Source organism: Brevibacterium oceani (assembly GCF_017948325.1).
In the GTDB taxonomy this organism is placed as follows: domain Bacteria; phylum Actinomycetota; class Actinomycetes; order Actinomycetales; family Brevibacteriaceae; genus Brevibacterium; species Brevibacterium oceani.
The window spans coordinates 1,018,814-1,039,747 of the sequence record NZ_CP072846.1 but is presented as its reverse complement, the minus strand read 5'-3'; the positions used below and the strand labels follow the sequence as shown (position 1 = coordinate 1,039,747).

The window sequence follows — 20,934 nt, the reverse complement described above, 5'->3', positions numbered from 1 at the left end:
GCAATGACCGACACCGCCCACACCCGCTTCCTCTTCGCCCCCGGCGATCTGAGGGGCGCCGAAGCCATCGACGACGCCGCGCTCATCTCCGCGATCGGGCAGGTCGAAACCGCGTGGATCGTCGCCCAGGGACGGGTGGGGCTGGTGTCGTCGGAGACCCGCGCCGAGGTGGCCGCCGCCATCGATGCCACCGTCCGGACGCTGACCGACGATCACACCGAGCTCGAGTCCTTGGGTGAGGCCGCCGAATCCGGCGGCAATCCCGTCATCCCGTTCCTCGGCCTCGTCCGCGCGAGGCTGAGCCCGGAGGCCTCACGGTGTCTGCACCGGGGGCTGACCAGCCAGGACGTAATCGACACGGCCATCGGTCTGCTCGTCTCCCGCGTGGTGCGCCAGCTCCAGGCCCGACTCGAAGTCATCGGCGCCTCCCTGGTCGAGCTCTCGAACACTCATACCGAGACGCTGTGTCTGGCACGGACGCTGACCCAACCGGCACTGCCGACGACATTCGGCCTCAAGGCAGCCACGTGGGCCGCCGAGGTCAACGAAGTCCAAGCTCAGGCCCCCTACGTCGACTACGTGCAGGTCGGCGGCGCCGCGGGCACACGCGCCGCCATACGCTGGTTCGCCGAGGAGTCCACCGACTCGTTGCTGCGCGAATTCCACGTCCAGATGGTCGGCCCCGATGCGGCACTCACCCAGACCCCCGTCCCCTGGCACACGGACCGAGTGCGCATCCTCTCGTGGGGATCCCACCTTGCCCAATGCGTGACCGTGGGTGCCTCGATCGCCCGCGACGTCCTCATCGGCGTCCGCCCGGAGATCGGCGAGCTGTCGCTGTCAGCCACCGGCGGATCATCGGCGATGCCGCACAAATCGAACCCCACCTCGGCGGTGCTCCTCCACCGCAACGGCATACGCGTGCCCGGCGCGCTGTCCACCCTGACCACGGCCGCCGCCGAAGCGGTCGAAGAACGCTCCGACGGTGCCTGGCATGCCGAATGGCCGGCCCTGTCCGAGCTCATGACCTTGGCGATCTCATCCCTGACCATCCTCGATGACATGATCGCGGGCCTGCACGTCCGCCCCGAGGCCATGCGGGCGAACCTCGATGCCGCCAGTCCCGGGATCTTCGGGGAGAAACTCACCATCGTCTTCGGCGACCGCCTGGCCAAGGACCAGGTCGCTGACATCATCGCCCCCGGCTCGGACCCCGTGGCCGCGCTGCGCGAAGCGGTCGGCGATGAGGACGGAATCTCCGAGTTCTTCACCCCCGAGTCCTACCTCGGAGAGGCCGAGGACATCCGCCGGACCATCCTTGCCACCATCGACGAATCCGGACCGCAGGAGATCGACCTGCCGTCCTTCGACTGAGACACCCCGACTGAGAAAACACACTCGAGAAAGTGACATCCATGGAGCTCACCGCATCCGTTCTCACCGCCCCCACGACCCCGGCCGACGAGGCTCGGGTCCTCGTCGTCCTCCCCTCGCTGGGCACCTCGGTGGCCGCGCTGTGGCAGCAGGCGGCGACCGCATTCGCGGCGGTGAGTCCGGAGACGACGGTCATCGGCATCGATCTGCCCGGGCACGGCCGTTCGACCCCGATCACCGTTCCCCCGGAGACATCGGTGGCTCCGCGGATCACGATGTCCGACCTCGCCGAGGCGGTCCTGTCCACTCTCGATCGCGTCCTTCCCGATGTGGTCGCCCCCGGCACGCCCGTCGATCTCGCCGGCGATTCGATCGGCGGGGCCACCGCCCTGCAGCTGGCCCTGGACCACGCCGACCGCTTCGGTCGCATCGCGGTGTTCTGCACCGGCGCGAAGATCGGTGAGGCCACTGCCTGGGAGGAGCGCGCCCAGACCGTGGCCACCTCGGGCACACCGACTCAGATCATCGGTTCGGCACAGCGCTGGTTCGGTGAGGGCTTCATGGACCGCGAGCCGGAAGCCTCGGCCGCGCTGCTGCACTCACTTCAGGATGCCGACCGATTCTCCTACGCCTCCCTCTGCTATGCACTGGCCGACTTCGATGTCCGCGAACGCCTGCCCGAGATCACCCGCCCGGTTCTCGCCGTCGCCGGCTCCGAGGACCAGCCGACCCCGGCGAGGAAGCTCGCCGAGATCGCGAACGCCGTCCCTGGTGCCCTCCTCGAGGTCATCGAAGGGGCCGCCCATCTGGTGCCCGCCGAGGCGCCCGCCGTGACCGCAGGACTGCTCCATGACTTCTTCGGCGGCAAGGGCCTCGGCGCCGGGGCGGGAGGAACCGCCGCGGCTGGAGGATCCGCCGGCGCCGATGGTGGTGCTGGCGCGGCCGCTCTGCCCACCGCCTCGGGACCGCGCGAAGCCAGCCGCGACGAGGTCCGCGAGGCCGGGATGACCGTGCGCCGCGAAGTACTGTCCGACGCCCACGTCGATCGGGCGAATGCGAAGGTCGACGACTTCACGAGCGACTTCCAGGACCTCATCACCCGCTATGCGTGGGGTGAGATCTGGACCCGGCCCGGTCTGGACCGTCGCATGCGCTCGGCAATCACACTCACGGCCATGATCGCCGGCGGCCACGAGGCCGAACTCGCGATGCACGTCAAGGCGGCGCTGCGCAACGGCCTGACCCGGGACGAGATCAAGGAAGTCCTCCTCCAGTCGGCCATCTACTGCTCGGTGCCGAGCGCGAACACGGCCTTCTCCGTCGCCTCACAGGCCCTGGCCGAGGTCGATGCGGAGGAATCCTCCGACTTCTGAGCCACCTCGGCGGGGGTGTCCGAAGTCGGGCCGAGGCCTGTTCGAATCGTCACATTGCGTCGTTCTGCACTTCCGAGGATCCGCGATGGGCAATAGGCTGGTGCGGTCGTCCCCCACACCCCACGTCTCCGAAGGAGTCCCATGAGCGATGCCCCGGTCTCTCGCGGAGTCTACAAATTCGCCGTCTTCGCCCTGGCGATCGGCGCCTTCGCCATCGGCGTGACCGAATTCGCGACGATGGGTCTGCTGCCGATGATCGCCGACGAACTCGGCATCACGGTCCCCCAGGCCGGCCACGCGGTGTCGTTCTACGCGATCGGCGTCGTCGTCGGCGCACCCCTGATCACGACCATCGCGGCGCACATGGACCGCAAGATCCTGCTCCTGTGCATGATGGGACTCTTCGCCCTGGGCAATCTCGCCTCGATGCTCGCACCGACAGCGGCCCTGTTCAACCTCGCCCGCTTCGTCTCGGGCCTGCCCCACGGCGCGTACCTCGGCATCGGAGCGGTCGTCGCCGCCTCCCTCGTCCCCGTCAACCGCCGCGGACGCGCCATGTCGCGGGTGATGCTGGGACTGACCATCGCGAACATCTTCGGCGTCCCCTTCGCCGCGGCCCTGGGCAATATGCTCGGCTGGCGCAGCGCCTACGCCCTCGTCGCCGCCCTCGGCGTCCTCACCGTCATCATGGTCGCCATCGCCGTCCCGCGTGTGAGCGTCGGCGCCGGTGAGGTGCCATCGGCGCGCGGGGAGATCAAGGCGCTCGGTCGCGTGCAGATCATCCTCACGCTCGTGGCCGGGTCCGTCGGCTTCGGCGGCATGTTCGCCGTCTACACCTACATCACCCCGACCATGACCGACGTCGCCGGCGTCCCCGAGGTCGCGATCCCGTGGGTGCTCGCCGTCTACGGACTCGGCATGACCGCGGGCTCCCTCATCGCCGGGCCGCTGGTCGACAAGTCCATCGAACGTTCGGCCACCGGCGGCATGATCCTCTCCGCCCTCGTGCTCGCCGCCTTCGGCGCCTTCACCCACATCCCGGCGATCGCGATCATCGCGCTCTTCCTCATCGGCATCTCCGGATCGATGATCACCACGGCCCTGCAGATGCGCCTGTTCCGCGAATCCCATGACGCCCCGAGCCTGTCCGCGGCCATGAATCATGCCGCGTTCAACCTCGCCAATGCACTGGGCGCGTGGCTCGGCGGCATCGTCATCACCGCAGGACTCGGCTACCGTGCACCCGCCTGGGTGGGCGTCGGCCTGTGCCTGGCTGGACTCATCGTCATCTCCGTCGCGATCTTCCTCCGCCGAGGCGGCTCTCCCGACAAGAGCACCCGCACCCCGGTCGAAACCTGAGTTCCGAGCAGATCTAGGTCGCTATCGGATACTTTCCAGCGCTGAAAGTATCCGATGGTGACCTATATTTGAGTGCCGCTACGATGAAGGCATGGATCACCCCGCGCCCAGTCGCTCTCATGCCCTGACCCGCCGACCGAAGCCAGCCGTTCTGTTGGCCCTGGCCGCGTTCGCGGTCCTCGCGCTTCTGCTCCTGACCGGGTGCGGATCGTCCGATTCCGAGGGCGACTCCGGCGGCTCCGCTGACAGTTCGACCAGCGCGGAGACCTCGACCGAAGCCGCGCCCGGCACCTGCTCGTACCCGAAGGATTCGCAGTCCGGTGCCAAGGACGTCGACACCCCTGATGAGAAGCCGCAGGCGAAGGGCAAGGTCAAAGCCGCCATCGCCACGAGCGCCGGCGATCTGGCCGTGACCCTCGACGCCGACGGTGCCCCCTGCACCGTCAACAGCTTCCTGTCCCTGGCGAAGCAGAAATACTTCGCCGACACCGACTGCCACCGCCTGACCACCGAGGGCATCTTCGTCCTCCAGTGCGGCGACCCCACCGGCACCGGTTCGGGCGGACCCGGCTACTCGTTCGCCGATGAGGTCGACGGCTCCGAGACCTACCCGGCAGGCACCCTCGCCATGGCCAACGCCGGGCCCGACACCAACGGCTCCCAGTTCTTCGTCGTCTACGACGACAGCTCGCTGCCTCCGGACTACACCGTCTTCGGCTCCCTCGACAAGGACAGCACGAAGACCGTGTCCGACATCGCAGCCAAGGGCACGGACTCCGGTGCCGGCGACGGCGCGCCGAAGGAGAAGGTCACCATCACCGGAGTCTCCGTCGACGCCTGAGTCGTGACCGCAGGAGCCGTGCCCGCCGGCGGGCTGCGACCACATCTCTGCTGGTCACCAGCCCGCGAAAATACTCGGATGACCGAGCAATCTCGTCTTCCGAGACGCGGAAAACGCATTTCGTGAGACGGGCGTAGTGTCTATCCGTCGCCGTCGACGCTGTGCTCGCACAGTATCGGCGGCCCTTTTCCATTGACACGAGCACCACCCGCCCGTGCCTGCACTCACGAAACAGCGGAGCACAACGACACCATGTCCACCGAAACACAACCGGGGAATCCGAACCCCTCACCCGACGCCGACGTCGAGTCCGACGCCATCGCAGCGACTCGGAAGAACAACACCCGCGGCAAGGTCCTGACCGCCTCGATGGTCGGCACCACGATCGAGTTCTTCGACTTCTACGCCTACGCGACCGCCTCGTCGCTGGTCTTCCCGGCGCTCTTCTTCCCCAATCAGACCTCGACGACGCAGCTGCTGAGCTCGTTCGCGATCTTCGGCGTCGCCTTCGTCGCGCGCCCCCTGGGCTCGATCATCTTCGGTCATTTCGGTGACCGGATCGGCCGGAAGAAGACACTCATCGCCTCCCTGCTCATCATGGGCATCGGCACCTTCCTCATCGGACTGCTCCCGACCGCCTCGGCGCCGGGCTGGGCCGTCCTCGCCCCCGCGATGCTCGTCCTCCTGCGCTTCTGCCAGGGCGTCGGCCTCGGCGGCGAATGGTCGGGTGCTGCCCTGCTGGCGACCGAGAACGCCCCGAAGGGCAAGCGCGCCATCTGGGGCACCTTCCCACAGCTCGGCGCCCCGGTCGGCTTCATCATCGCCAACCTGCTCTTCGTCGGCCTGAACTCGTGGACCTCCCCCGAGGCATTCCTTGCGTGGGGCTGGCGCATCCCGTTCCTGCTCTCGGCGATCCTCGTCGCCGTCGGCCTGTGGGTCCGCCTCTCCCTCATGGAGACCCCGGCCTTCCAGCTCGTCGCGCAGAAGCAGCAGATCTCGAAGGCCCCGATCGGCCGCGTCTTCGCCACGAGCTGGAAGCCGCTCATCCTCGGCACCTTCATCATGCTCGCGACCTACGTGATCTTCTACTTCATGACCGCGTTCACCCTGACCTACGGCACCTCACCGGCCACCGTGGAACAGGCACGGACCGTCGCCGAGGCGGCCGGAACGTCCTTCGATCCCGCCGGGTTCGTCGCGGGGCTCGGTTATACGAAGAGCGAGTTCCTCACCTACCTCATCATCGGCGTCGTCTTCTTCGGCATCTTCACCGTCGTCTCCGGACCCCTTGCCGAGAAGCTGGGGCGACGGAAGATGCTGCTCGGCGTGACGGTGGCCATCGCCGCCTACGGCCTCGTCGTCAATGCGCTGTTCAACGCGGGCACGGCTGGCGTCGTCATCGCCCTCATCGTCGGGTTCATCCTCATGGGGCTGACGTTCGGGCCGATGGCCGCCTATCTGCCGGAGCTCTTCCCGGCCAATGTCCGCTACACCGGTTCGGCCGTGTCCTACAACATGGCCAGCGTCATCGGCGCCGGCCCGGCTCCCTTCGCGATGGTCGCGCTGTGGCAGGCCGAGAGTGGCACGATCTTCTACTGCGGCCTCTACATCATCGGCGCCGCGATCCTCACCTTCGCAGCCCTGTGGCTGGCCAAGGACACCAGCGACCTCGACATGGAGGATCAGCTGAGCTGAGCGGCTTCGGCCGAACCGAGCTCAGGCAGGGCCCGATCATCGTTCGCGATGGTCGGGCCCTGCGCCGTGCCCGCACGGCTCCCGCTCGCGAAGCTCGGCCGGCCGCCCTCACAAGGGGGCAAAACTACGATTTCGTCACAACCGCCTCGGCGGTCATCGGTTGCACCGAAGTGTGACCCAGTTCACGGTAGGATTCCTCTCAGACGTTGCTCAGGTACGACCACCTGGCAATCCGCGATTGCGTGACACACCCGTCACCGACTCACTGGAGGAACCATGAAACGACGCTTGACCCTGGCCACTGTCGCCGTCGGCGCCATGCTCGCCCTGTCCGCCTGCGGCGGAGGCGATTCGGAACCCGCGGCGACGGCAGAAGGCGGTGTCCCCCTCGTCAAGGAGGGCAAGCTGACGACCTGCACGCACCTGTCCTACCAGCCGTTCCAGTTCGAGAAGGACGGTGAGGTCGTCGGATTCGACGTCGACATCGTCGATGCCGTGGCGAAGAAGCTCGGCGTCGAACAGGAGATCATCAACACCTCCTTCGAGACGATCACCTCGGGCGCGGAATTCAACCAGAACAAGTGCGACGTGGCCGCTGCGGCCACGACGATCCAGCCGAAGCGCGAAGAGGCTGCGGACTTCTCCGAGCCGTACTTCGACGCGAACCAGGCGATCCTCACGAAGGCCGACAAGACCGCGAAGGACGAAGCCGCTCTCAAGGGCTTCAAGGTCGCCGCACAGGCGGGCACCACCGGACTCGACTACGCCAACGAACACTTCAAGGATTCCGAGGTCGTCACCTATGAGGACCTGCCGCTCTCGCTCGAAGCGCTCAAGACCGGCCAGGTCGACGCCGTCATCAACGACAACGGAGTCCTCTATAACTACAACACCGAGAACAAGGGCTTCGCGATCGGCTTCGACATCAAGACCGATGAGCATTACGGCATCTCGATGAAGAAGGGCAATTCGGAGATGAAGAAGGCCGTGGACGACACTCTCGCCGAGATCAAGGACAACGGCGAGTACGACAAGATCTACGAAAAGTGGTTCGGCGACGCTCCCAAGTGATCGCACCTGTTTGGGCGGTCGCCCGCGACGACGAGGTCGCGGGCGACCGTCCGTTCGGCTGAGATCGACCGACCTGCCTGAGTCCCATCCGATCTTCACGGCACGTACCCGGCGGGCACCCCCGCCACAGTTTTCGAAGGACAACCATGTCAGTTCCCACAGCGAGAGAGGACGGCCGCCAGACCGGCCCGGCCGTCCCCACCGCCACCGCCACTCCAAAGGCCACGATGAGCAAACGCCAGAAGGCGAAGCTCTCCCGCGGCATCCAGTACGCGATCCTCATCGTCATCGCGGCCCTCATCGCGATCTTCGCCGACTGGCCGACGCTCATCGACACGTTCGGCCGCGTCGACATCGCCGCGGGCATGTTTCCCGAAGTTGTCACGGGTGCGCTGAAGAACACCATCGTGTTCACCGTCCTCGGCTTCGCTCTCGGCCTGGCGATCGCGCTCGTCGTCGCCCTCATGCGACTGTCCTCCGTCGGCGTCTATCGGTGGCTCGCGACGATCTACATCGAGTTCTTCCGCGGACTGCCCGCGCTCGTCGTCTTCCTTGTCATGGGGTTCGGCCTGCCCGTCGCCTTTCCCGGGTTCATTCTCCCGCAGCTGGTCATCATCATGATCGCCCTCGGACTCGTCTCCTCGGCGTATATGGCCGAGACGATCCGCGCCGGCATCCAGGCGGTGCCGAAGGGTCAGATCGAGGCCGCCCGATCGCTGGGCATGTCTTCCTCGCGCGCGATGTTCACAATCGTCCTGCCGCAGGCGATGCGGATTATCCTGCCGCCGCTGACGAACGAGCTCATCCTGCTGACGAAGGACTCGTCGCTGGCCTACATCCTCGGATCCTCGGTCGACGGCCGTGAGCTCGCGGCGCTCGGCCGTGCCGAGATCGTCAACACCGCGAACCTCACGCCCTTCATCGTCATCGCGCTGTGCTACCTCATCATCACAATCCCGCTGTCCTATCTCTCACGGGTCCTCGAGCGCAAGTACGGTTCCGCAGATTCTGGAGTGAAATGATGAACGTTCCCACCACCTCGCACGCGGCGAGAACTGCGACCCCGATCATCGCGATTCGGAACCTGCAGAAGAGCTTCGGGACGAACAAGGTCCTCACCGATATCAGCCTCGATGTCGACAAGGGTGAGGTCGTCTGCGTCATCGGTCCCTCGGGCTCGGGCAAGTCGACGATGCTGCGTTGCATCAACACTCTCGAGACGCCGAGCGGCGGCTCGATCGTCGTCGACGGCATGGACATGACCGATCTGGATCTCGATATCGACGCTGCCCGCACCCGCATCGGCATGGTCTTCCAGTCCTTCAACCTCTTCGGCCACCTCACGGTCCGCGAGAACCTCACGATCGCCCAGACCAAGGTGCTGAAGCGGTCGAAGGCCGAGGCGAACAAGATCGCCGAGGCGAACCTCGCGAAGGTCGGCCTGTCCGAGAAGATGGAGGCCAAGCCGGGATCGCTCTCGGGAGGTCAGCAGCAGAGGGTGGCGATCGCCCGGGCGCTGAGCATGGACCCCGATGTCATGCTCTTCGACGAACCCACCTCGGCGCTCGATCCCGAGACCGTTGGCGACGTCCTCCAGGTCATGCGCAACCTCGCCGAGGCGGGGATGACGATGGTCGTGGTCACCCACGAGATGGAGTTCGCCCGCCAGGTCGCCGACCGTGTGGTCTTCATGGACGGCGGAGTCGTCGTCGAAGCAGGACCGGCGAAGGACGTCATCGGCAATCCGCAGGAGCAGCGGACGAAGGACTTCCTCTCCCGCGTCCTCCACCCCGGGCAGCTGGGGTAGGGCGCCGTCCGCCGACCGCTCACGTTACCGACACTGTATTGCGCTATGCGGCGAGCGGTGGGCGGTAAGTCGCGCGGTCGGCGAGGCGCGCCGCCCAAGTTGTGTCAGAGGGTGAACCCGGTGGGGAACGGGTCACTCGGGTCGAGCATGAATTGCGAGGTCGCCGTCAGCCACGCGCTCCCGGTGATCGTCGGCACCACGGCCACGTGATCGCCGACTGTGGTCTCCTCGGTCAGCCGGCCGGTGAACGAGGTGCCGATGAAGGACTCATTGACGAAGTCCGTGTCGAGCGCCAGCTGCCCGCGGGCATGCCGGACGGCCATGAGCGCGCTCGTGCCGGTGCCTCCGGGCGAACGGTCGAGCCATCCGGGATGGTTGATGAGCACATGGCGGGTGTCCGGTGCGGGCTCGTCTACATTCACACCCGTCTCCACGCCCGACTCGGGCGCCAGGAACACGACATGTTCGCACCCGCGATAGCCGGTCTCCGGGTGCACCGGTGACAGCTGCTCGTTCACCGCTGCCATGATCTCACGACCGGCGGCGATGAACTCTTCGGAACGGTCCCTCTCGAACGGAATCCCCACCTCGGCGGCGGAGACGAAGGCGTAGAAGTTCCCACCGAAGCCGATGTCACACGTCAGCCTCCCGCGCCCCGGCACCTCGACGACCTGGTCAAGGGCGTGCGCATAGGAGGCGACGTTTGTGATGGTGACCGCCTCGGCGCGACCATCACGGACAGCCACCTCGGCGGTGATGAGCCCGATCGGGGCCTCCAACCGCACCGTCGTCACGGGTTCGACGACCGGCACTATTCCGGTCTCCACGAGCACCGTGGCCACGGCGATGGTTCCGGCACCGCACATCGGCAGCACCCCGGTGACCTCGATGAAGAGCACTCCCCAGTCGGCATCGGGCCGGGTCGGCAGCTGCAGGATCGCTCCCGAGAGCCAGCCGTGGCCGCGCGGTTCGCACATGAGGAAGGTGCGCAGATCATCGGAATGTTCGATGAACCACTCCCGCCGCTCGGCCATCGACGAACCGGGGAACGCACCCACTCCCCCGGTGACGACGCGGACGGGCAGCCCCTCGGTGTGGGCCTCGACGGTCTGGATAAGTCGATTCGTGCGCATGTGTGATCAGCCCTGCCGTCTCGCTCAGCTCTCGATGGCTTCCGGCAGGATCACCCGGTAGCCCAACCTGGCCTCGTAGCCGTGGATCTCACGGGTGTCGAGCGCGGACATGAAGTCGAGCACCTCGGCGGTGATGACCTGCCCGGGTACGAGCACTGGGAACCCCGGCGGATAGGGGGTGACGAACCCGGCCGAGACCGGCTTCTCCCCTCCATCGATGCGGCGGCGCAGCTCGTGCGGGAGCACATGCTCGATGTTCTGTCGGCGCAGACCCGCATAGTAGGCGGTGCGCAGGTCACCGTCGGGCAGCTGCTTCGACGGATCCTCGGCCGGCACCTCGGCGGCGTAGTCGGGAGCGAAGGCGGAGAAGTCCGGCAGCGGAGGCATCACCGCGGCCGGCTCGGTCAACGCGTCCTGGGCCTGCAGCTCATGCGGGTCAGTGAACTTCCCGGCGAGCTTGACGAGGACCTCGATGAGGTAGGCCACGGCCGACCGAGAGGTGCCGATATTCGTCATGAACAGCACCGTGTTCCGGCTCGTCTTGTTCACCTGGATGCCGTAGCGGTCCATGAGGTGTTCGTGCTTGAACGTGTCCCCGTCGACGCCGGTGCCCGAGATCTCGACGGTGATGCGGCTGGGATCGACGACGAATTCGTCCTTCACCCACGCGTCCCACATCGTCGCCAGACCGTCGCGCAGCGGCATCGTCCGCTCGGTGACCCGGTACTCGGCCGGGATGAGGTCGGCGGCGGTGAGGACCTTGAACGTCTTCTTCAGCAGCGGGTGCCGCGCGATCGCCGAGGACAGGCTCATCGCCAGGTCGAGCTGCTTCTGCACGAGTGCGAAGCCCTCCATCTCCACCTGCCGACGACCCAGGTCGAGGGAGGCGAGGATCTGATAGTTCGGCGAGGTCGAGGTGTGCGTCATGTACGCCTCGTGGAAGGCCTCCTCGGCGCCGGTGGCGAACTCCTGATCGTAGACGTGGATCATCGATCCCTGGCGCAGCGCGGTCAGCGTCTTGTGCGTCGACTGCGTCGCATACACGCGGATCGTCGCATCCGGAGGCGGCAGCAGATCCTCCTCCAGCCACACCTCGTCCGAGGCCGGCTGCCCGGTCTCGGGATCGAACAGGCGCTCGCGCTGCTCCCGATACGCCGCGGCGTGGGCATCGGTGGACAGGGTCTCCTCGAGGCGTTCGGCCGCGACCATCGCGGTGCGCTTGCGGGTGACCGGGTGGAATCGGGCGAAGGCGAACCAGGCCTCGTCCCAGAGGAAGACGAGGTCGGGCTTGATCGCCAGACATTCGGACATCACCTTGTACGGGTCGTAGACGATGCCGTCGAAGGTGCAGTTGGTCAGGGTGATCATCCGCACCTCGTCGAGGCGGCCGGCTGCGCGGTAGTCGAGCAGCAGCTGCTTGATCCGGCTCAGCGGCACCGCCCCGTAGAACGCGAAGTCGTTGAGCGGGTAGGCCTCGAGGTACGCGGTCCTGGCACCCGTGAGCATGAGCGCATGGTGGTGGGACTTGTGACAGTTGCGGTCGACCATGACGACCTCGTCGGGTGAGACCACGGCCTGGTGGACGATCTTGTTCGCCGTCGACGTCCCGTTCGTCACGAAGTAGGTGCGCTTGGCTCCGAAGGCGCGGGCAGCCAGCAGCTGCGCCTTCTTCAGCGTGTTCACCGGAGCCAGCAGCGAGTCCAATTCCCCCGAGGTGGCGCTGGACTCCGCGAGCAGCAGGTTGAGTCCGTAGAAGTCGACGAAGTCCCCGATCCACTTCGAACCGACGACCGATCCGCCGCGGGAGACGGGCAGTGCGTGGAAGACTCCGGCCGGTCGGCGCGCGTGTTCACGGATCGCGGTGAAGAAGGGAGTGTCGTAGAGATGCTGCAGCCGACGCAGCAGCGAGAGGTGGAGCTCGAACTGGTCCTCCCGGCGGAAGACCCGGCGGAACCGGTGGGTCAGGGCCCCGGCGAGGCTTTCGATGTGCGCACCGGCCATGAGGTAGAGATCGAGTTCGGGGCGCAGGTTCGCCAGCGTATCGGCCAGCCGCAGCACCCGTCGCACCGAGTTCAGCGGACTCATCGGGCCGGTGGGCAGGGCCTTGGTCGTCTGGTGGGCGAAGGCCACTGCGTCGCGGAGGTCGCGGCTGAGGACCTCACGGGTCTCATCGGTGAAGCCGGGGCGGATGACGCAGGCGAGCAGGTTCGGGTTCGTCAGGGCCGCGGCGACGGCATCGTCGGCGGTCGGGACGATGACGTAGTCGTAGATGAACTGGTCGGTGGGGTTGCGCAGCTTGAGCAGATCGGAGTGGAGCTCATCGCGTCCGCCCTCGGTCGTCTCGTCGACGATGAGGACTTCGAATCGGGGGCGGGAGTCCTGCCGGTCCTTGAGTTCGGCACGTTCCTCCTCGGTGAGGTCGTCTTCGCCGACATCGGGCACGGTGGTGCCGCGCAGCCGGTTGACCGCACGGGTGATCATGTCGTGGGCCCGATCGAATTCGCCGTCCGAGAGCAGGTCCGTGATGTCCTCGACGTAGCGCTGCCCGAATCCGCCCCAGTAGAGTTCGATGGTCTTGAGCGAGCGCAGCGATCGCCAGACCTCCCCGTCCTCGGCGATCATCGAGAAGTCCCCGCCGCTGGCGGCCAGACGCTTGATCGCGAACTTCAGGTACTCCCAGGCGTCCGAGCGCAGGCGCCAGGTGCTCGCCGGCATCCCCGGGTCCCGTTCGAGCTTGGCCTTGCGCGGCTTCGACTGGAATCCTGTCCGCCCGCGCCGACCTGCCGCACCGTCGCCGGTGGTGGAGATCGCCGAAGCCGATGGATGGTCGGAGTCGATGCCGGTCATGCGTGAGCCTCCTGGCTGTCAATCGTCAGTCGCCGCCTGATCGGCGACGATTCCCTGCCCACGGGCTCAGGCGGCGGGCCGCACTGATTCCGTTGTTGCCCGATCTTACGGCCTTGCACGAGCGAATGCGCCGGGTGGGGACCACATGAGACAAAAGAATGATAAGCATGGAGTATGGACACCTCAGCGTCGCCTTCCGCCGGCCACCTCATCGTCGAGGAGCTCGAAGCGCACGGGGTCCGCCGTGCCTATCTCGTTCCCGGCGAATCCTATCTCGACGTCATCGACGGCCTCCACGACTCCTCCATCGTGCCCGTCGTCTGCCGCCAGGAGGGCGGGGCGTCCTATATGGCCGTGGCCGAGGGGCGGATGACCGGGATCCCCGGCATCGCCATGGTCACCCGCGGACCCGGTGCCGCCAATGTCAAGGTCGGCATCCACACCGCCCATCAGGACGCGACCCCGCTCGTCGTCTTCGTCGGGCTCATCCCCACCGATCATCGCGACCGGGAGGCCTTCCAGGAGTTCGACCTCCACGGCTGGTTCGCCACCACCGCGAAGAAGGTGCTCACCCTCGATGATCCCGACAAGGCCGCCGAGGTGGTCGCCGACGCCATGCACACCGCCGTGACCGGCCGGCCGGGTCCCGTCGTCATCGGCCTGCCCGAGGACGTGCTGGTGCGTCCCAGTGCAGGGACCGTGCTGCCGCCCCGGGTGCACGGTTCGGCCTCCCCATACGCCGGGGACGTCACCGAGCTGCGGGCCCGCATCACCGCCGCCGACCGTCCCGTGCTCATCATCGGCGGCGAGGACTGGTCGGCCGCGACCTCCCGGCGCATCGCCCAGTGGTCCCGCGACCGTGGGCTCGGCGTGCTCGGGACCTTCCGCGCCTACGACGGCATCGACCACGACTGCCCGAACTTCCTCGGCATCCTCGGCTTCGGTGCCGCACCGGTGGCCAAGCAGACCCTCGCCGAGGCGGACCTGCACATCTTCTTAGGCTGTGTGCGCACCGATGTGGCCACGAACGGATTCAGCATCGGCACCGATCAGCGCACCGTCGTCATCGGCCCCGACCCCGATGCGCATGGCCACTTCGGGCGCCTCGACCAGCACATCGTCACCTCGGTGTCCCGCTTCGCCCAGGCCCTGTTCACCGAGGACGGGACCCGGACCTATTCGGTGTCCTCGGACGGTTCGATCGACGAACCGCCGCTCGGCGACGCATTGTCCGAGGCGGCACCGGATGCGGTGCCCCTGCCGGACTGGGTCGTCAAGGCCCGAGCTGAACTCGATGACTGGCGGCAGCCGCAGGTCGACGCGCCCACGGACTGGTCGGCCGCCTCGGCGGGGTATGTCGACATGGACGAAGCATTCGTCCATGTCAGGGACCTGCTGCCGGATGATGCGATCGTCACCTACGGGGCGGGGAACTTCTCCGGCTGGGCGACGCGGTTCCTGCCCACGCACGCATTCCCCTCGGCGTTGGGACCGCGGAACGGATCGATGGGTTTCGGGCTGCCGGCCGCGGTCGCCGCTGGGCTCGTCCACCCCGAGCGGGCCGTGTTCTGCATCGCCGGGGACGGGGACTTCCTCATGAACGGCCAGGAGATGGCCACCGCCGTCCAATACGGCGCGAACATCACCATCGTGGTCAACGACAATGCGGTCTACGGCACCATCCGCGGCCACCAGGACCGCGAGTATCCGGGCCGGGCCACGGCCACGGCACTGGTCAACCCGGACTTCGCCGCCATGGCCACCGCTTTCGGCGGGTTGGGGATCCGGGTCGAGCGGACCGAGGACTTCCGCGACGCGTTCGCTCGCGCTGTTGAGCACGAGGGGCTCTCGCTCGTCCACTGCCTGACCGATCCAGACGTCCGCGGCGCCCGCCTGCCGTGAGCGTGGACGCTCCGGTGGTGAACGCCGGCGGTGGACGCCGGGCCTGCACGCGAGCGTTCCTGACTATGGTAGAGCCATGAGAATCGACGCGATCTTCACCGACCTCGACGCCCACACCCTCGACCCGGCCAGGCCGCGGGCGAGGAAGATCGGGGTGCTGAACTCCCGGATCGTCGGCTTCGACGAGGAACTCGACGGCATCAGTGCCGACCGGGTCGAATCACTCGGCGGGGCGAGCGTGCTTCCGGGCTTCCACGACGCCCACTGCCACACCGCATGGTTCGGACTCACGCTCGCATCGGTCGACGTCACGGCGCTGCCGGGCGGACTGGCCGACGTCTACGCCGCACTCGAGCAGGCTGCAGCGACGACGCCGGCCGGGGAATGGATCAACGCGACAGGGTATGCCCACCGCGACTACGACGGTCAGTACCCGGACCTGGCCCGGCTCGACGAGATCACCGGGGACCGGCCGCTGTTCATGCGGCAGACCTCGGGGCATGCCGCCATCGTCAACACCGAGGCGATGCGCCGGGCGGGCATCCTCGCCGAAGGATTCGCCGAGCCCGTCGGCGGCAAGGTCGTCCGTGATGCGGCCGGGCATCCCACCGGGCTGCTCGAGGAGACGGCGCAGGCGCTGGTGCAGGATCTCATCCGCCCGTATTCGCTCGACACCCTCGTCGAGGCGATCGATCTGGCCACCGCGTACTACGCGAAGGAAGGCATCACCTCGTTCGGTGAGTGCGGCATCGCCTATGGCTGGATCGGGCACTCCCCCATCGAGATCTCCGCATACCTGCGGGCGCGGGAAGAGGGGAAGCTGCGGGCCCGTGCCCAGCTGATGCCGCAGGCCGACGGTCTCCATCCGATCGCGGCGAACTCGGCCGACGGATTCGGCATCGGTCTCGATGCGGGACTGCGCACCGGCCTCGGCGACGATCTGCTCTCGATCGGACCGGTCAAGTTCTTCATGGACGGGGCGATGTCCGGGGAGACCGCGGCGATGCGGGAGAACTATGCGGGCAAGGATCATCCCGGGTACCTGCAGGACGATCCCGAGGTGCTGCGTCAGCAGATTCTTCACACCTACGCCTCCGGCTGGTCGGTCGCGGTACATGCGATCGGCGATGCCGCCGTGGATGCGGCGATTGAGAACATCGTCGACGCGCAGAACCGGTACGGTCGGCGGGCCGTGCCCAACCGGATCGAACATGCCGCGATGGTCCACGATGAGCATCTGGCCACCCTGGCCGAGCACGGGATCGTCGTCACCCCGCAGGCCGCGTTCGCCGACGGCATCGGAGACGGAATGAACAGGTCGCTCGGGCCGCAGCGTCGGCGGCTGCTCTATCGCGCGAAGTCGTTCGTCGATGCCGGTGTGCTGCTGGCCGGCAGCTCGGACCGGCCGTGCGCGGACGGGAACGTGCTGCGCGGGATCGAAGCCTTCGTCACCCGCGCCACTCGTGAGGGCGATGTCATGGGATCGGCCGCGGAGTCCTTGAGCGTCGACGAGGCGATCGCAGCCTACACGGTGAACGCCGCTGCCGGTTCGGGCCAGGGTGCGGACAAGGGAACGCTGAGCCGCGGCAAGCTCGCTGACTTCGTCGCCTTGGAGACACACCCAGGCAACGTCGCCCCGGAGGAGATCTCAAAGATCCCGATCCGGGCCACGGTCCTAGGCGGCACCTACACCCACCAACTCCCCTAATTGCTACCCGACGGCGGCCCAGATACCTCGCGCGAGGGTGCTGGGCCGCCGTCAGGTAGTAACTAGCGGGAGAAGTCGAGGTCGGTGAGGACCTTCTCGAAGACGCCGAGGCCGCGTTCGAGGTCCTCTTCGCTGATGTTGATCGGCGGCACCACGTGCAGCCGGTGGTAGTTGTTGAACGGCACGACTCCGTGCTCCTTGAGTGCGCCCACCACCGAGGCGACCTCAGGTGACCCGCCGCCATAGGGGGCCAGCGGTTCCTTGGACTCCTTGTCCCAGACGAGTTCGATCGCCCAGAACGCGCCGGTTCCGCGAACCTCGCCGACGTGTTTCGAGTTCTCCGCGATCTGGGCCAGACGCGGTCCGATGATGGTCTCGCCGATATGCGCGGCATGCTCGATCATTCCTTCATCGGCCATCGCATTCATGGTCGCCACGGCCGCCGCGCAGGCCAGCGGATGGCCCGAATAGGTCAGCCCGCCGGGGTAGACGCGTTCGGCGAAGGTCTCGAAGATGTCGTCGCTGATGACGACCCCGCCCAGCGGCACATACCCGGAGTTCACACCCTTGGCGAAGGTGATGAGGTCGGGGACGATGTCGAAGTGTTCGAAGGCGAACCACTTGCCCGAGCGACCGAACCCGGCCATCACCTCGTCGGCAATGAGCACGATCCCGAACTCATCGCACAGCGCCCGGACTCCCTGCATGTACTCGGGGCTGGGAATCATGATGCCCGCGGTGCCGGGAATGGATTCGAGGATGATCGCGGCAACGGTTGACGGACCTTCCAGTTCGATGGTCCGCCGCAGGTGGTGCAGCGCCCGCTCGGTCTCCTCCGCCTCGGTGGTCGCGTGGAATTCCGAGCGGTAGAGGAAGGGGCCGAAGAAGTGGACGATTCCCGATTCGCCGGTCTCGTTCTCCCAGCGGCGCGGGTCGCCGGTGACGTTGACCGCGGTCTGCGTGCCACCGTGGTAGGACCGGTACCGGGAGAGGACCTTGCGCCGCCCGGTGTGCAGGCGGGCCATGCGGATGGCGTGTTCGTTCGCATCGGCTCCGCCGTTGGTGAAGAACACGCGGTCGAGTCCGGCCGGGGTGCGCTCGGTGATCAGCCGTGCGGCCTCCGACCGGGCGGCGTTGACGGCGGCCGGGCTGATCGTGCACAGCAGGTCCGCCTGCTCCTTGATCGCGGCGACGACCTTCGGGTGCTGGTGGCCGATGTTCGTGTTCACCAGCTGCGAGGAGAAGTCGAGGAGTTCGTTGCCCTCACCGTCGACGATCGTCGACCCGTATGCGCGGGACACGACAGGTGGGTCGATGAGACGCTGCGCCGACCACGAATGGAAGACGTGCGCACGGTCGAGCTCGCGGGCTCGGGCGGATTCGTTCCTGATCGCTGCGAGTTCGTCGTCGCCTGCCTGGTGCACCATTGTCACCCTTTCGCCGGGGAGGGGATTGAGCGCATGATCCGCGCCCGTGGGCACATCGTAGAACACATTCGACTGCGGTGAACATTCGACTACAGTGACGACCATGTCGTATCGGACGATCGCCCGCAGCGCCGAGGCCGAGATCGAGATCAAGAAGTCCCGATTCCTGGCTTACCTCTCCCCCGCAGCCGATGAATCAGAGGCCCGGGAAACCATCGCCGAGGTGCGCGCCGCCCATCCGAAGGCCCGCCACCACTGCACGGCGTTCGTCCTCGACCCGGACTCGCGGACGCAGCGCTTCAGCGACGACGGGGAGCCGGCCGGGACCGCGGGGGCGCCGATCCTCGATGTCCTCACCGGGCACGATCTCACGTATGTCGTCGCGATCGTCACCCGGTATTTCGGTGGGACCTTACTCGGTGCGGGCGGGCTCGTGCGCGCGTACGGTCAGGCCACCTCGGAGGCGGTGGGTGATGCATCGATCATCACCCGACATGAGCTGGTCCCGGTGCGCGCGGTTGTCGACTATGCCCAGGCAAATGCCCTCGACCGTGCGGCCGGGAACCGGGGGTGGACGACGCGGGCTGATTACGGCGGTCAGGTGGGGCTCGATATTCTCGTCCCCGTCGCCGAGGTGGAGCTGGCGTTGGCGATGTACGCCGACCTCACCGCCGGTCGGGCAGAGCCGTCCGTCGGTGAGGTCGAATGGGTGTGAAGGGCCTCAGTCGAGAGCGGCGATCTTCGCGACCTGCGCATTGGTGAGCATGACGAGATCCTCAGGGCGGATCTCGATCTCGAGGCCGCGGCGGCCGGCGGAGACGAACACGGCGGAGTGGTCGAGTGCGGTGCGATCGATGACGACCGGCACGGCGTGGCGCTGCCCGAACGGGGAGACGCCTCCGACGGGGTAGCCGGTGCGACGTTCGGTCTCGGCGACGCCGGCGAGCTGGGCCTTCTTCGCTCCCCGGGCCGAGGCGAGGCCCTTGAGGTCGAGCTGCCCGGAGACCGGGACGAGCGCGGTCACGGGGGTGCCGTCGACCTGGATCATCAGGGTCTTGAACACCTGGTCGGAGCTGACACCGAGCTTATCGGCGGCTTCCGAACCGTACCGGCGAGTGGCGGGATCGTGATCGAAGCTGCGCAGGCTGTAGTCGATGCCTGCCAGGTTGAGCACTCGTACGGCCGGGGTAGCCGCGCCTGTCGATTTTGATGCAACTGTCATAAGGGGGTAGTGCCTCCTGCCCGCAGAAACGCGGAACACTCGGGCGCTGCCCCGGGTCGGTTCGACCCTGCGTCCACGCGTCGATACGGACGGAAATCGTTGTATCTGTGCTGATGGGTTACCCGCCCACAATAGGCGAAGTGGAGTCGCGAGCGCCAATTCCCGTCATCGGTTGTAACCGATCGGTAGTGTTGTCGCAGGCGGAGCCTCAGCCCCAGCCGAGCTCGTGGAGCCGGTCGTCGTCGATGCCGTAGAAGTGGGCGATCTCGTGGACGATGGTGATGACGATCTCCTCGCGCAGGTGATCGATGTCCTCGGCGAAGTCGATGAGGTTGTCGCGATAGATGAAGATGGTGTCCGGCATCTCCAGCCCCTGGATCCCGCGCTCGCCGATCGGCGTTCCGTCATAGAGGCCGAGCAGGTGCCGGTCCCCGTTCTCCGGCCGGTCCTCGACGAAGAGGGCGACATTGTCGAGCTGTTCAGTCACCCCGGCCGGCAGCAGGCCGAGGGCCTCGTCGAGGGTCGTCTCGAATTCATCGTCGGTCAGGGGCTCCATACCCTCCACTCTAGTCGTCGGGAGGAGGTCGAATCCCCTCGCCGAGGCGGCCCTCCCAAAGGCTGGAAAACACCGCCTCGATTCTGTGACCGAGGACACTCGATTTCGTTTTGCATTCCGCGAATCGGGTGGGATAAGCTTAACGTCGTTGCCCACGGGGAATCCGAGAGCAAACTAGGCCCCCATCGTCTAGAGGCCTAGGACACCGCCCTTTCACGGCGGCGACACGGGTTCGAATCCCGTTGGGGGTACGGTGTAGGATTGGAAAGTCCGACACCACAACGGATACACTAGTTACACCAGTTAGGCCCTGTAGCGCAGTTGGTTAGCGCGCCGCCCTGTCACGGCGGAGGTCGCCGGTTCGAGTCCGGTCAGGGTCGCGGAGCACAAGGTTCTTCTTCGGAAGGACCTTTGTTTCTCTCAGTGCACTTCGGTTCACTGACGGCTTGGCTCTGTAGCTCAGTTGGTAGAGCGTTCGACTGAAAATCGAAAGGTCACCGGATCGACGCCGGTCGGAGCCACAAAACCCCCGGGAAACCGGGGGTTTTCTTTTTCTCACAGGCGGCCTCGCCGCCCCAACCCCGCCAACCCCAGCCGGCCTCGCCCACGCACTCCGCAG

The 20,934-nt window shown here is 66.8% G+C and carries 16 protein-coding genes and 3 tRNA genes; 14 read left to right on the top strand and 5 right to left on the bottom strand.

The genetic code is table 11. The annotated features are described in order from the left end of the window. Positions 1-3: 3 nt before the first annotated feature. The 8 genes from J9314_RS04410 (at position 4) to J9314_RS04375 (ending at position 9,520) form a co-directional block, all read left to right on the top strand. Positions 4-1,374 carry a lyase family protein gene (locus J9314_RS04410; protein ID WP_210604721.1) on the top strand — a complete coding sequence of 457 codons (1,371 nt, stop codon included), beginning with the start codon at positions 4-6 and terminating at the stop codon, positions 1,372-1,374. A gap of 41 nt (positions 1,375-1,415) precedes the next feature. Continuing rightward, a complete protein-coding gene (gene pcaDC, locus J9314_RS19505; RefSeq protein ID WP_210604720.1) occupies positions 1,416-2,747 on the top strand; it encodes a bifunctional 3-oxoadipate enol-lactonase/4-carboxymuconolactone decarboxylase PcaDC in 1,332 nt (443 codons plus the stop codon). 141 nt (positions 2,748-2,888) lie between these two features. Beyond that, positions 2,889-4,106: an MFS transporter gene (locus J9314_RS04400; protein ID WP_210604719.1), complete on the top strand. Its 1,218-nt coding sequence runs from the start codon at positions 2,889-2,891 to the stop codon at positions 4,104-4,106. A 91-nt stretch (positions 4,107-4,197) separates the two neighbouring features. Then, positions 4,198-4,947 (top strand): peptidylprolyl isomerase, encoded by a 750-nt coding sequence (locus J9314_RS04395; RefSeq protein ID WP_210604718.1) that lies wholly within the window; start codon positions 4,198-4,200, stop codon positions 4,945-4,947. Between the two features lie 252 nt (positions 4,948-5,199). Continuing rightward, complete coding sequence (locus J9314_RS04390) at positions 5,200-6,642, top strand: MFS transporter (RefSeq protein WP_210604717.1); 1,443 nt, start codon at positions 5,200-5,202, stop codon at positions 6,640-6,642. Positions 6,643-6,918: 276 nt separating this feature from the next. Then, entirely contained in the window at positions 6,919-7,713 is a 795-nt protein-coding gene (locus J9314_RS04385) for a transporter substrate-binding domain-containing protein (RefSeq protein WP_246490608.1), read from the top strand. Positions 7,714-7,940: 227 nt separating this feature from the next. After that, entirely contained in the window at positions 7,941-8,735 is a 795-nt protein-coding gene (locus J9314_RS04380) for an amino acid ABC transporter permease (RefSeq protein ID WP_210605521.1), read from the top strand. Next, positions 8,732-9,520: an amino acid ABC transporter ATP-binding protein gene (locus tag J9314_RS04375; RefSeq protein ID WP_281412367.1), complete on the top strand. Its 789-nt coding sequence runs from the start codon at positions 8,732-8,734 to the stop codon at positions 9,518-9,520. Before J9314_RS04380 ends, J9314_RS04375 begins: the two co-directional genes overlap by 4 nt. Positions 9,521-9,624: 104 nt before the next feature. Here the strand turns inward: J9314_RS04375 and J9314_RS04370 are convergent, their stop codons facing one another. After that, a complete protein-coding gene (locus J9314_RS04370) occupies positions 9,625-10,653 on the bottom strand; it encodes a proline racemase family protein (RefSeq protein ID WP_210604716.1) in 1,029 nt (342 codons plus the stop codon). A gap of 24 nt (positions 10,654-10,677) precedes the next feature. Next, complete coding sequence (locus tag J9314_RS04365) at positions 10,678-13,500, bottom strand: aminotransferase class I/II-fold pyridoxal phosphate-dependent enzyme (RefSeq protein WP_210604715.1); 2,823 nt, start codon at positions 13,498-13,500, stop codon at positions 10,678-10,680. A gap of 174 nt (positions 13,501-13,674) precedes the next feature. Here J9314_RS04365 and J9314_RS04360 point away from each other — a divergent pair, with 174 nt between their 5' ends. Both J9314_RS04360 and J9314_RS04355 read left to right on the top strand, forming a co-directional pair. Beyond that, positions 13,675-15,402 (top strand): thiamine pyrophosphate-dependent enzyme, encoded by a 1,728-nt coding sequence (locus J9314_RS04360; RefSeq protein WP_210604714.1) that lies wholly within the window; start codon positions 13,675-13,677, stop codon positions 15,400-15,402. A 76-nt stretch (positions 15,403-15,478) separates the two neighbouring features. Then, positions 15,479-17,110 (top strand): amidohydrolase, encoded by a 1,632-nt coding sequence (locus tag J9314_RS04355; protein WP_210604713.1) that lies wholly within the window; start codon positions 15,479-15,481, stop codon positions 17,108-17,110. Between the two features lie 62 nt (positions 17,111-17,172). On the opposite strand, the gene J9314_RS04350 is transcribed toward J9314_RS04355, so the two are convergent. Continuing rightward, positions 17,173-18,537 (bottom strand): aspartate aminotransferase family protein, encoded by a 1,365-nt coding sequence (locus J9314_RS04350; RefSeq protein WP_210604712.1) that lies wholly within the window; start codon positions 18,535-18,537, stop codon positions 17,173-17,175. A 103-nt stretch (positions 18,538-18,640) separates the two neighbouring features. On the opposite strand from J9314_RS04350, the gene J9314_RS04345 reads away from it, so the two are divergent. Next, positions 18,641-19,252, top strand: coding sequence for a YigZ family protein (locus J9314_RS04345; protein WP_210604711.1), 612 nt, complete (start codon positions 18,641-18,643; stop codon positions 19,250-19,252). 6 nt (positions 19,253-19,258) lie between these two features. Here the strand turns inward: J9314_RS04345 and ybaK are convergent, their stop codons facing one another. After that, positions 19,259-19,759 (bottom strand): Cys-tRNA(Pro) deacylase, encoded by a 501-nt coding sequence (gene ybaK, locus J9314_RS04340; RefSeq protein WP_210604710.1) that lies wholly within the window; start codon positions 19,757-19,759, stop codon positions 19,259-19,261. A gap of 208 nt (positions 19,760-19,967) precedes the next feature. Then, on the bottom strand, positions 19,968-20,315 hold the full coding sequence (locus tag J9314_RS04335; protein ID WP_210604709.1) for a metallopeptidase family protein: 348 nt from the start codon (positions 20,313-20,315) through the stop codon (positions 19,968-19,970). Between the two features lie 178 nt (positions 20,316-20,493). Here J9314_RS04335 and J9314_RS04330 point away from each other — a divergent pair. From J9314_RS04330 to J9314_RS04320, 3 genes are all read left to right on the top strand, one after another. Further along, a tRNA-Glu gene (locus J9314_RS04330) sits at positions 20,494-20,566 on the top strand. Positions 20,567-20,621: 55 nt separating this feature from the next. Continuing rightward, positions 20,622-20,695: transfer RNA gene (locus J9314_RS04325), tRNA-Asp, on the top strand. 68 nt (positions 20,696-20,763) lie between these two features. After that, a tRNA-Phe gene (locus J9314_RS04320) sits at positions 20,764-20,836 on the top strand. The last annotated feature ends 98 nt before the right edge of the window (positions 20,837-20,934 follow it).